Annotated in this window: 7 protein-coding genes; 2 read left to right on the top strand and 5 right to left on the bottom strand. The window is 44.8% G+C overall.

The annotated features are described in order from the left end of the window. Positions 1-411: 411 nt before the first annotated feature. A complete protein-coding gene (locus P5V12_RS15630) occupies positions 412-2,700 on the top strand; it encodes a YfiR/HmsC family protein (protein WP_316954017.1) in 2,289 nt (762 codons plus the stop codon). Positions 2,701-2,704: 4 nt separating this feature from the next. Here P5V12_RS15630 and P5V12_RS15635 read toward each other — a convergent pair whose 3' ends face one another. The 4 genes from P5V12_RS15635 to P5V12_RS15650 all read right to left on the bottom strand — a co-directional run bounded on the left by P5V12_RS15635 (position 2,705) and on the right by P5V12_RS15650 (position 10,315). Next, a complete protein-coding gene (locus tag P5V12_RS15635; protein WP_316954018.1) occupies positions 2,705-5,212 on the bottom strand; it encodes an EAL domain-containing protein in 2,508 nt (835 codons plus the stop codon). Positions 5,213-5,409: 197 nt separating this feature from the next. After that, positions 5,410-6,696 carry an MFS transporter gene (locus P5V12_RS15640; RefSeq protein WP_316954019.1) on the bottom strand — a complete coding sequence of 429 codons (1,287 nt, stop codon included), beginning with the start codon at positions 6,694-6,696 and terminating at the stop codon, positions 5,410-5,412. 458 nt (positions 6,697-7,154) lie between these two features. Continuing rightward, on the bottom strand, positions 7,155-9,650 hold the full coding sequence (locus tag P5V12_RS15645) for an ABC transporter permease (RefSeq protein WP_316954020.1): 2,496 nt from the start codon (positions 9,648-9,650) through the stop codon (positions 7,155-7,157). Positions 9,651-9,655: 5 nt separating this feature from the next. Continuing rightward, positions 9,656-10,315, bottom strand: coding sequence for an ABC transporter ATP-binding protein (locus P5V12_RS15650; RefSeq protein ID WP_316954021.1), 660 nt, complete (start codon positions 10,313-10,315; stop codon positions 9,656-9,658). On the opposite strand from P5V12_RS15650, the gene P5V12_RS15655 reads away from it, so the two are divergent. Beyond that, on the top strand, positions 10,314-10,976 hold the full coding sequence (locus tag P5V12_RS15655; protein ID WP_316954022.1) for an arylesterase: 663 nt from the start codon (positions 10,314-10,316) through the stop codon (positions 10,974-10,976). The genes P5V12_RS15650 and P5V12_RS15655 overlap by 2 nt on opposite strands. Positions 10,977-11,027: 51 nt before the next feature. On the opposite strand, the gene P5V12_RS15660 is transcribed toward P5V12_RS15655, so the two are convergent. Next, positions 11,028-12,722 carry a methyl-accepting chemotaxis protein gene (locus P5V12_RS15660; RefSeq protein WP_316954023.1) on the bottom strand — a complete coding sequence of 565 codons (1,695 nt, stop codon included), beginning with the start codon at positions 12,720-12,722 and terminating at the stop codon, positions 11,028-11,030. Positions 12,723-12,846 lie beyond the last annotated feature (124 nt).

The raw sequence follows: 12,846 nt of genomic DNA on the forward strand, positions 1-12,846 counted from the left end.
AATGGTCTAAATCAAGTGAAGGCACATTAGTAAAAATGAGGCCCAAATTCAGACAATAGCCAGGTTATACCCATAATATTTGTATGTTAAAAAAAACATTTTGGCCGTAGAAGATAATAGTTGATGGGCTGACCGTACATTTTCCTCGCCATGTAATTTTTGGCATTTTTTGCCCAAGCCCCACAAATTGGCACACTGAACAGCTTACGACCTACACTGCTTAAATAAGACGCTCATCAAAAGAGCAAAGCTATAGAACAAAAACTAAACAATCGAGACACTTGACCAAACTCACAGCGCCCTTATCGGAATTGTCCACACAAATAACATTGATTTCGCTCCAGAGTTGGCCGAAAAATGTGTCAGAACCTATACTCGAAGGACAGTCGCAAGTAAAAGTTTCCAAACACTATGATGGTGCGATACTCCCCCATTTCTCGCAGCCTAGTTATTGCAGTGATTTTTTTTGTCATCGCAAACCTATCGCCCGTCAGCAAAACATCAGCTCAGGAACAGCAACTTAGCGCACATCAAATTACCGCTTCCTACCTGTACAATTTCGCCAAGAACGTTCGCTGGCCAAATGAAGAAAGGCAGGAAAGCTTTAAATTAGCTTTATACCAAAGCAACAACGCCGAGTTACATCAAGCACTGTCTTATCTTGAGCAGAACATGACCTTACGAGGAAAGGCTATATCGATTCACTATATAGATACAATCAAACAAATCTCACCAATGGATATGGTCTATTTTGGCGAATCAACATCTGTACCTTTGGAAAAGATCTACTCACTCATTAACAACAAGCCAGTCTTAATTGTCACCCGAAATATTAAAAAACCCCAATGGGTTATGATCAACTTATTGGATAAGCCAGAAAAACGTATCGCTTTTGAAGTGAACAAATCCAATATTATTAATCAAGGACTAAGCCCGCTCCCAGAACTGATATTAAACGGTGGTAGCGAGATTGATGTTGCCAAACTATTTCGGGAAGGTCAGGCTTCCCTTGTACAATTGCAACAGAAACTCATGAAGCGGGAACAAACACTTAAAGTTCTTTCTAATAGTATTAGCCAACAGGAAGCTCAAAACAAAAAACTTAAACAAGATCTTGCTAACTTAAATCAAGACCTTGCCAACTTAAATACAGACATATACGAAAAAAACATCCTTCTAAATAATCAGAAAAATGAGATTGAAAAAAACCGGGAAGAGAACATTCTTTTAAAGAAAGAGTTGGATAGCCAGGAACTCAAACTTCTCCAGATCAAAAAAGAAATCGAATCTCAAGAAAACAAGTTGGAACAACTTAATAAAACCATCATAAGCCAGGATACGACTATTGATGAACAGAACGTAACCATCACAGAACTTGATGAAGTTGTTACCAGCCAGGAAATGGTCTTAAGCTACTTTAAGATTACAGTCACTCTTGGCTCACTTCTGGTCATCACGATTCTCATAGCATTTTTCATCAAGCTGAAAGACAACCGCAAACTTGCTGCCAGAAGTATGGAACTGCAAATGGCAAGGGATAGACTTGCCATAGCCAAACGCAAAGCAGAGGAAGCGGCTAAAGCAAAAAGCGGCTTCCTCTCTTTGATGAGCCACGAATTGAGGACACCATTGCAAGCCATTATTGGCTATACCGATGTTGTATTGGAAGAGCTGAAGGTAAACGGAGATGAAACCCATGCAGAGGATTTAAATCGCGTTATCACCAATAGTGAACGGTTACTTAAATTAATCAACAGTGTTCTGGATCTTGCCAAAGTCGAAGCAGGAAAAATGAGCCTGGATCTTACTGAAGTAAAATTAAGCAGTTTAATCAACGAAGCCATTCAAAATGTGACTCCACAATTAAAAGACAACAACAACGAAATAAAAATCGAAGTAGAAGAAAGCAAAGAACTTCCACTTATTGACCCCGAAAAACTGCTGCAAGTCATTATCAATTTAATAAGCAATGCCAATAAATTCACAGACAACGGTTTGATCACTGTTACAGCGAAACACTCTCAAGAGAAAATAAGTATTTCAGTTCAAGACACAGGAATTGGCATGAACAAAGGCCAGCTGGACAAAATCTTTGAGTCTTTTAAACAACTCGATGCATCCAGCACCCGAAAATTTCAAGGCACCGGACTAGGGCTGAGTATTTCACAACAGTTCTGTAGACTGATGGGGGGAGAAATAAGCGTTACCAGCGAAGAAGGAAAAGGCTCTGAATTTACTGTCACCATTCCGTTACCCATTCCGTATTCCGAAGAAGAGCCTGCGCCCTTTACGGCATATCAAGCGGCGAAACAACTAAGCGATGAAGAACTTCCCCAGGGGCCGACTATCCTGATGATTGACGATGACCCTGCCTACCTGGATATCATGTCCAGAACCATGCTCCGCGATGGCTACCGAGTGATTACCGCATCCAATGCCGAACAGGGTTATAAGACTGCAGTCCAAGAAACACCCCAACTCATCACCCTCGACCTGATGCTGCCAGACGAACACGGCTGGGTACTATTTGAAAAGTTAAAGAAAAATCCAAAACTGTCTGGAATTCCAATTATCATCATCTCAATTATTGACGATAGAAAGAAACAGAAAACTCATCAGGCTGACGAATACCTGACCAAACCGATTGGTCGAGAAGCATTAAAATCCGCGGTTAAACGTCTGGCACCCATAAGTGCTTGACGCTCTAGCCAAATATTTTTTCTACCGGCATTGGCTTACCAATATGGTAGCCCTGAACATAATCCACGCCCATTTCTTTGAGAATGTCAAAAATCTCTTCGTTTTCAACAAACTCGGCGACGGCTTTTTTACCCAAAGCCTGAATAACCTGAATAATAGGTTTCACCAGGGATCGATCTACATCATCCGCATGCATGTTCTGGATAAATGAACCATCAATTTTTATGTAATCGGCAGGAAGTTGTTTGAGGTAGGAGAAGCTGCTGAACCCCGATCCGAAATCGTCAACAGAAAAACAACATCCAAGTTCATGAAGTCGTTCGATAACAGAGCGCGTAACATTCAAATTAAATAGGCTGTCACTTTCTGTGAGTTCAAAGGTAATTCGTTTTGGGTCAACCTGATACTCTTTTAAGCAAGTAATAATATAGGGTACCAAATCTTCGTCTTTAAATGCTTGAGCGGATAAGTTGATTGCCACATGTCCTAACTTTGGTTCCGAACGCAGGGTTGAAATAGCCACATCAATTATTTTACGATCCAGAAGATTCATCTCTCCGGTGTTTTCCAATGCAGGAATAAACAGGTGAGGTCCGGCTATATCGCCATTTCGCTCTCGACATCGAACCAATGCCTCGTAGTAGGCAACTTTGTTTTGACTCACATTAAAAATAGGTTGGAAGTATAAAATAATTCTGTTTTCGGCAATGGCTTCCCGTATTTTTTGTGACCAGTTTATATTAGAGCGCATTAGCTCGCTTTCCTGATCACAAGGATTATAAAGATGAACCAGATTCCTGCCTCGCCCCTTTGCCACATAGAGCGCAATATCGGCTTGTTTTAGATATTCTTCAGGGCTGGTTGCACTGCCATCAATCCTCGCAAGTCCCATACAGGACCCAAGCTGAATGGCTTGATCCTGGAGTTGAAATTTACACTGCCCGATAGCGTCTTTAAGTTTGATGGCAACTTGTTTCGCTTCATCATCTGTCGCGGTTTTGACTAACACCGCAAACTCATCACCACCTAATCTCGCCAGCATATCGCCTTCTCTAAGCTGCTTACGCAAAACTTTGGCGATTTCCTGAATCAATTCATCACCTTGCTGATGCCCAAATGAATCGTTAATGACCTTGAAGTGGTCCAGATCAATATATATAAGGAAATGATTATGAGGGCTACGTCGCGCATCAATAGCGAGTTCTGACAGGGATTTTTCGAAGTAGTGGCGGTTAAAAAGGCTAGTTAAGGAATCGTGTGTTGCCAAATATTCCAGCTCTACTCGAGTTCGTCGCTGTTCTGTAACGTCATTTAAGCAAACTGTAAATCGTCGAGCATCCCCTTCGCCAGTGGAACCGCTAACCATAAGTTGCGTCCAGATTTCTTTTTGGGAATGCGTCAATAAACACAGGTCGAAATCCACCTTTTCCGACGAGTGATCCAATACCTGTTGAAGTTTATTCTTTAAAACGGGGATCAGCCCATGATCCCTCGGCGAAATAAATTTCTCCAAAGGCTTGCCGATCGAATATGTCAGATCAAAACCCGTAACAACTTGCCAACGTTTATTTAAATAGTGAATTGTCAAATTTTCATCGATTTCAATGACAACGGAAAGTAAGTCATCCAACAAACGATGATGCGTTTGATAAAGCCTTTTAAAAGCAGTTTCACTTTCACGAATCGAACGAACCCGAGCGGCAAACTGCTCATTGCTCACCAAATAATCGTCACGCAGGGAAGCGATATTACACACTTTACGTAACTGTTCTGGCCGAAAAGGCTTTGCTAAAAAGTCAGCCGCACCAATTTGCATCAGTTCTTCAGCCTGATCAATATTGGCATGAGCAGTCATAATCACCACTGCCTGTCGCGGATGCTCGCGAATAATCTCTTTTAATACGTCCGTACCGTACAGTTTGGGAAGCATGAGGTCTAATAACACCAGATCATGTCTGCCATGTCGCCAGGCCGCCAACCCAGCCTCACCGTCAGCGGCAACTTCAATATCGAACACACTCTGGAGCACTCGAACAATAAGATCTGATGTGTCGGGTTGGTCTTCAATGACCAGCAAGTGAGGTTTGTTTTCCTGACGAGTTTTGGTGGAGCGATACTCCTCGATAATCCCCGGAATTCTGTCGATATGATCCAGGGGAATCATATCGTTTATGCCGTATTCCCTTGCCGTGACCTCTGCAATGCGTTCACACCATGTACTGGATATCATCAAAATAGGGATATCGTCCCGACATTTTAAAATCCCGGAACGAATTAGGCGTGAAAGACGCCAACCATCAATATCCGGGGTTTCAACATCGCCAACCAGAATATCAATATCGGTGTGACGTAGAGTCTGTAATGCGCCTTTTGCGGTATCCGCGAATAACAGGTCAACCCCCACCTGCCCCTTCAAACAAGCCTTCACTTTAGCCTGTACGTTACGGTTATGGCTAACGACCAGAACACTCCTGATATCAGAGCCTTTGGCAAACACTGTGGAATCACTCAAATCGAATTACCCCCTCTACATCATCATAGTAGTCCAGGGTTTCAGCATGTTCCATGTGGGAAAAATATAGAACGAAGACCTTACGAGGAGGATCAAGATATGAAGTTACATGGCAAAGGCGATGCTTTTAGAAAATCAGTCACAATAAACGAAAACGGCCCCAAAAGGGGCCGTCAATAATCAAAACGAGGAAAAGCTTAGGCGTTCGCAAGCGCTTCATCTTCAGCCGTATCCCGGAAGGGCACCAACCACGAAATAAGAAATGAAGGAATAGTTGCGACCATTACCCAGATAAAGAAGTACTTATATCCCATAAAGTCACTTAACACACCACTTAATGAGGATGGCAATAAGAAGCCAAGCTGCATCAACGAAGTGGCAAAGGCATAGTGAGCCATTTTGTATTTACCCGGTGCAATTTGCTGCATCATAAACAGTGTTAAGCCCACAAAGCCGAAGCCGTAACCGAAGTACTCAAACACGACAAGTGAAGTAATAACAAAGAAGCTATCCGGTTGCAGAATCGCCAGGATGGCATACACACCAAATGGGATATTAAACGCGGCACAAAGATAAATAAGAGATTTTCTCAAGCCTCTTCCAGCAGTGAAATAACCTGCAAGTACGGAACCAAGAATAAAGGCAGCGGGAGGGAAGATTCCGTAGAGGATACCGGCTTGCTCCGTAGAGAGCCCAAGTCCACCACTCTCTACATCAGCACGCATGAATAGTGGAACAATACGAATAGCTTGACCTTCCGCGAAACGGTATAGCACAAGGAATACAATTGCCCAAAAGATGTACTTTTTCTGGAAGAATGTTTTAACAACATCTAAAAACGTGGTCATCGCTTCATCTAAGCTAGAAACGCTACCGGCCTTACCACCTGTTGGCAGCATTTTGATATGGTATATACCCAAACCAAATAGAAGGGCACCAAAGCAGCCCATTACAATCATCCATGCCTCTGTAATCCCAAGACTTTTCTCAAGTACGCCGGCAAGGTATACAAACGCCCCCTGGGAAAGTACTTTGCCCAAATTGTAAAAAGCACCTTGCCAACCTACATATTGGGCCTGCTCTTTAGAGTTGAGAACGTTCACATAAACACCGTCTGCTGCGGTGTCATGAATGGCAAAATTGAATGCTGTTATACCGAAGAGTATGGAAGACCATAACACAAAGCCTTCCAACGGCAGTGATAGCGCAACCATTCCGAAAACTACACCACCGAACATCTGAGTTGCTATTACAAAATCTTTTTTGGTTCGGAACATCTCCATGATCGGCCCCCATAAAGGCTTCAAGGACCATGGAATTGCGACCAAGCTGGTAATAGCCGCAATTTTTGCATCAGATAACCCCATGCTTTTGTACATATATACGGCGACTACGTTAACAATAACGAAAGGCAGACCTTCGGCAAGGTATAGCGAAGGCACCCAAAAGCCGGGATTAACTCTTTTTTCAGTATTCTCAGACATCTTGTTTCTACTTTTTAAGAGATTGAATATCGATCTATTCGTGAATTTCTTGCAGCACTAGAGGCAATTTTTGTTATTTTTCTCAAACCAGCTTGAGTCATAACTGGCATTCCAAATATGCACAGCCATCCACTGTTACGGATGTAGAATCACTGGTTGGAGATTGCCTCCGACAGCACCCCCTTTAACACATCACTACGTTGCTTGGCGAGCCCTTCTCTAGCGGAAGTTCGGTTTCTCAAACCACCCCGAGCAGTATAGCTCCCGAAGAATAAACGGCCGGACAGGAAAAGTCCAACACCGCCGCCAAGCCCTCAGGGATTAAGAAATGTCAGTGCTCGCAACCAAATGCAAGTACTATTTAACCTCTTTCCCCGACTAAACCCGCTGATGCCGGTCAAAAGAATATCACTTTACCCACAAACGCCCTTCAGCCGAGCCGCCAAGGGCGCGTCATCTTATTTATTCGCAAGAATCACCAAGGGTGGCACCTTGACTACACGGCGGGTGGAAAGGTATCCAATAGCCCCAATCAGTAAAGCCGCCAACAGTGGAGAAACCCACCAAAGCCGATAACTGGGCAGATAATCCAGTTTAAAAATTTGCGTTTGCAGCAAATACAAACCCACCTCGCCCAGGAATACCGAAATCACTCCCGCCACCAAGCCTAGAGCACCAAACTCAATCCAGAGCGATTGCCCCACCAAACGGCTATTGGCCCCTAAAGCGCGGAGTATTGCACTTTCTTTTAGGCGCTCATCCAGAGTCGACTGAATACTTGATACCAGGACCAGAGCTCCTGCGGCAATCACCAGCACAAAGACAAACTCCACCGCCAGGGAAACCTTAGCAATGATACTTTGAACCTGATCGATCATCTGATCGACCTCGATGAAGGTCATGGTCGGAAAAGTAAAGGAAATGTCGTTCAGCAGTGTCTTTTTATCTGGAGGCAGATAAAAGCTGGTTAACCAGTTTACCGCACCCTCAGAAACAAAAGGCTGATTAAAAATCAAAAAGAAGTTAGGGTTCATCGAGTCCCATTTCACCGAGCGAATGCTTTTCACTTGGGCTGTGAACTCATCACCGGCCACACTGACCAGAATATCGTCGCCAACCTCGATACCCAGACCTTCCGCATACTCTTTTTCAACCGATGCCCAATACTTACCCTCAGCATCCTCACCGGCCCAGGGTTTACCGGCAACAATCTCGTTATCTCCGCCAAACTTGTCAGACCAGGTTAAGTTCAGCTCCCTTTCGTAATTCATGGAGCCGCGATAGTCCTTAAGAAGATCCTTTGACGCAGAGCCATTCACCGCAATAACCCGGCCTCTCGCCATAGGGTAAAAGGGTTGACTGTCGATGCCTTTTTGTTTGAAAAAGTTCTCTAGAGCCGCCTTCTCTTCCTGAAAGACATTGAAGATAAAGTGGTTCGGCGCCCCTTCTGGCAGTTGATCTCGCCACTGATCCACCAAACTGGTACGCACTATAAACATGATAAAAATGATCATGAATAACAGCGAAAAAATGACAATCTGCAACGCATTGAATTGGCGGTGACGATAGAGATTCGCCAAACCAAAACGCCACGCCTTTTGCGTTACTGCAGATAACCTATTGGTCAGGGTCAATAAACCGCGGGAAGCCACCCCCACCACCAATACAGAAAGTACAATCCCACCAAGCAAAATCGCCGTGAGTGTCACACTATTGGCAAACCAATACAAAATGAAGGCAATAGCAATTGTCCCCACTCCCAGCGACAACCATTTGTTTTCATATTGCTCCTGGCTTTTTGCCTGTAACACCCGCCAGGGGGAGACATAGCGCAGAGGCAATATAGGTGGCGCAGCAAATGCCAGCAATGCAACCAGACCAGCAAAACCTCCCGCCCAGTATGCGCGAACACCCGGTGGTTGCAGCCCGTGAGGAATCAAGTCGCCAAGCAAAGACAAAATCACCATATGGAGTAGCCATGCAAGGGCACTTCCTAAAACAAACCCCGTACAGCCAAGCATAAATATGTTCAACATATACATACGGAGTATTTGATTCGGGGTCTTACCGAAGGTCTTGAGTAGAGCCACTTGATTAGCTTTACGTGCGGCATAACGCCTGGCCGACATCGCGATAGCAATGCCTAACAACAAAATACTCAGGCTGCCAGCAACCAGCAAAAAACTACTTGCGCGGGACAGCGCTTCACCAACACCCCGGTTGTCATCTTGTATACCAACCCACCGGAAATGACTTCCCAATTGAGGCGTTATCTGGTTTTGAAATGCAGCAATATCAGATTCATCACCTTTGAGCATTAAGGTATAACTAACACGACTGCCAGTGCTGACCGCGCCGGTCTTGGCAACATCCTGCGAGTGAATAATGATTCTGGGGGCAACACCAAAAAACGCCGAGGAACTGTCCGGCTCCTTTATCAATACCGCGCTGACAACAAATTCTGCTTCACCGATTTCAATCTGGTCGCCAACCTGAACCCCCAAAGCCCCCATCAGACGGGAAACCACCCAGGCATGGCCGGGCTTTGGTGCTCGGGCAGCGGGTTGTCCCGCGGTAAAGGGTTGATCAGCCAAACGTAACTTACCCTTCAAAGGGTAACCATCGTCTACCGCTTTCACAGAAGATAATTGCATCTTGTCATTGGCAAAAGCCATTGCCCGGAAAACCTGAGCATTCGCAAGAGTTAAGCCGTCCGCCGCTGCCTGCTGCTGCCATGCTTCCGGTATTGGAGTCGAGCCTTTAATTTGGGCGTCCGCAGCCAGAAACTGGGTCGCCTCTTCTTCTATAGAGTTTTGAATTCGATTGGTAAATAAGCTAATGCTGCCAATGGTAGCTACAGCCAGAAGTAAGGATGTAAGCAGGAGATTCAACTCACCACTTTTCCAATCCCGCCATAACAAAAGCAACACGCTGTTAAGCATTGTATTTTTCATGAAATCTATTCTGACAGGGTTCCGGCATTCATTTTTAACGTGCGGTTACATCGGGAAGCAAGTGTGAGGTCGTGGGTCACCAAAACCAACGTGGTATCCGACTCTTCATTCATTGCGAACAATAAATCCGAGATTTTTGCGCCAGTTGCACTATCCAGATTCCCAGTGGGCTCGTCAGCAAACAGGACAGGCGCTTCGCAGGCGAATGCTCTAGCGATCGCAATCCGTTGTTGCTCACCACCCGAAAGCTGTTTGGGGTAATGGGTTAAACGCTTGCTCAAGCCCACTCGTTCAATATAAGCGTGCGCTTTCTCCAGCGCATTGTCCTGATTTTTCACTTCCAGAGGCAGCACCACGTTCTCCAGAGCGGTTAAACTATCGAGAAGTTGAAAATTTTGAAAGACAAAAGACACATATTGCCCTCTGACCTGAGAGCGCGCCTCTTCGTTTAAGCCCGTTATTTCGGCTCCGTTCAAATGAACCTCTCCCTGGGTTGGCGTGTCCAAACCGGCAAGTATGCCAAGTAATGTTGATTTGCCGGAACCTGATGGACCAACAATAGCAACCGATTCACTTCGGTTGATTTTTAAATTCACTCCTTTCAAGATATCAAGCGTTCCGTCTGCAACTGAAACACTCTGACAAAGGTTTTTAGCCAATAGCATGTATTACTCCAATCCGAATCGACGACTGCCAATCATCCGTTTTATTTTGGTACTTTGGTTATCTGCATTAGGAAACATTTCCCTTGCAGTACCCTCACAGAAAACAACCTCTTCCACACTCTTGGTGCTGGGGGACAGCTTAAGTGCGGCGTATAATATTTCATGGGAATCAGGCTGGGTAAATCTTTTACGACAACACTTCCGCCAAACAGCCAAGCCCATCACAGTAATTAATGCCTCTGTCGGCGGCGCAACCACACAAAATGGTTTACAGCGACTCCCAAAACTTCTGGCGGAGCATAAGCCAGATATCGTGATCATTGAGTTAGGAGCAAATGACGGCTTACAGGGCAAACCAGTTCCTTACATTACGCAGAACCTGCGGCAACTGATCACATTAAGCAAGCAATCTAAGGCCAGCGTCATTCTTGTGGGGAATCGCTTACCACCCAACTTGGGCAAACGGTATACAGAACCATTTTTCAACCAATACGCACATCTCGCAGAGTCTGAAAAAACACTGTTACTGCCATTTATGCTGAAAGATATTGCGGGCAACCCTGAGCTGATGCAAGCAGACGGACTTCACCCAAAGGTCGAAGCTCAACCGCAAATTATGCAGTATATGCTGCCGCTCATTGAACAAGCCCTTAGGGAATAAAAGTAAAAAAAAGCAGGCTCATTGTATCGGCGAGCCTGCCTCGGTTTGAAATCAGAGTTTAAATTGCCCAGCCATATCTTGCATATGACTGGAAATTTCAGCCAACTCCAGGCTGGCGGTCGCGATATGATCCGTCGCTGTTGAATTCTCATCACTCATCATACTGATACGAGTGATGTTGCGATTCATTTCCTCCGCAACTACAGACTGCTCTTCCGCAGCAGAGGCAATTTGCTGACTCATCATATCAATCTGGTTAATTGAGCGGGCAATAGTTCCCAGGGAATCTCCTGCGAGCCCGGCTCCGTTCGCAACGGTTTTTGCCAAATCCAAACTCCGGTTCATCACATCAACCGCATTTTTAGATCCCGTTTGCAATTGCTCAATAATCTGGGTGATCTCCTGAGTGGAATCCTGGGTGCGCCCTGCCAAAGTACGCACTTCATCGGCTACAACCGCAAATCCCCGACCTTGCTCTCCCGCTCGTGCCGCCTCAATGGCCGCATTCAACGCGAGGAGGTTAGTTTGCTCAGCGATTGCCTTAATTACATCCAATACCGCATAGATATTGTCGCTGGCATGACCAACGTCGGTAATCACTTTGGCTGCATTTTCCATTTCCCTCGCCAAGCTCTCCATACCACGTACAGACTCGTTCACAATATTTTGCCCTTGTATGGTCTGCTGGTTGGCGTCCTTCACCGAGTGAGAAGTTTCATTTGCATTGGTTGCAACCTCCTGAACTGTCGCGGCCATCTGGTTCATAGCAGTCGCAACTTGCGATGTTTCTGATTGTTGTGTTTGTATGTTGGTATTGGCTTGGTGAGAAGTTGCCGATAACTCTTCCGTTGCTGCCGCCAGTTGCTGGGAGCTTAATAGAATTTTGGTGATTATCTCCGTCAAACGCGTTTGCATATTTGACATGGTCAACTGCAGTTTGCCAATTTCGTCCGATCCATCGCACTCAATAGAGTGCGTTAAGTCACCCCTGGCAATATATTCACTTGCCGACATAAGCTCCTGCAAACGGCGCACAATATTACCCGATACCAAAAAGCTGAAAATGGTGCCTAAAATAAGTGATATTACAGCAACAGCAATCATCATTCTCACAGCCTGATGCTCGTGTTGCTCGGCCCTTAAAGCCGCCTCATGGGAAAAGTCTTCAATTTTTTGGCTTAACTGGGTCAGCTCCTCTTCCAGCCTCTCCTGAACAATATATAACTGGTCACTGGATTCTATGGCTTGCTGATTGTTGTTTGCTCCGAGCAATTCAAATATTGATGCCGCCTTTTTAGTAAAGGCCAGATATTCCTTTTCTATTTGCTCCAAGGCTTCCCGTATCTGAATAAATTCTTGTTTATCCTGTTCAGAAGTGGAAGACCCAATCGCATTGCTAACCAATTGCTTTGCCTCGTCCAACTCACTGTCCACTTTTTTCTTCAAATCACGATATGCGTTCTTTTCTCGCGTAAAACGGTCTCGATACATCGAGCCTGATTGCATCTGCTCACCATAACGAAGTGAACGCTCATAATGAACGATCTGTCCCAAGTAGTTCTGACTGATTATCGCCAAACTCTCACTTAACGGAATATCCTGTTTAGCAATACCATCCATTTCAACACCGATTTTATTCATCGAACTGACAGCAAACCAAACATTAAAAATGAGCAAGAAAACCAGAATCGAACACACACCAATAATTTTGGTTTTGGTCGACCAATTATTTATCACGTTATACATGAGAGCAAAAACCTTAGACACGTTTTACAAGAAGGGAGAAAAAACCTTTTTTCCCTTATGTATTAAGTGTAGACGGTTATGATTGATTTGATTAATTGAGAATAAATACACAGATAGGCGGAAT

This window comes from Teredinibacter sp. KSP-S5-2 (assembly GCF_032773895.1).
Lineage (GTDB): Bacteria > Pseudomonadota > Gammaproteobacteria > Pseudomonadales > Cellvibrionaceae.

Coding starts and splice junctions, on each gene's coding strand:
- P5V12_RS15630 (WP_316954017.1), top strand. CDS start 412: ATGATGGTGCGATACTCCCCCATTTCTCGCAGCCTAGTTATTGCAGTG.
- P5V12_RS15640 (WP_316954019.1), bottom strand. CDS start 6,696: ATGTCTGAGAATACTGAAAAAAGAGTTAATCCCGGCTTTTGGGTGCCT.
- P5V12_RS15645 (WP_316954020.1), bottom strand. CDS start 9,650: ATGAAAAATACAATGCTTAACAGCGTGTTGCTTTTGTTATGGCGGGAT.
- P5V12_RS15655 (WP_316954022.1), top strand. CDS start 10,314: ATGTATTACTCCAATCCGAATCGACGACTGCCAATCATCCGTTTTATT.
- P5V12_RS15650 (WP_316954021.1), bottom strand. CDS start 10,315: ATGCTATTGGCTAAAAACCTTTGTCAGAGTGTTTCAGTTGCAGACGGA.
- P5V12_RS15660 (WP_316954023.1), bottom strand. CDS start 12,722: ATGTATAACGTGATAAATAATTGGTCGACCAAAACCAAAATTATTGGT.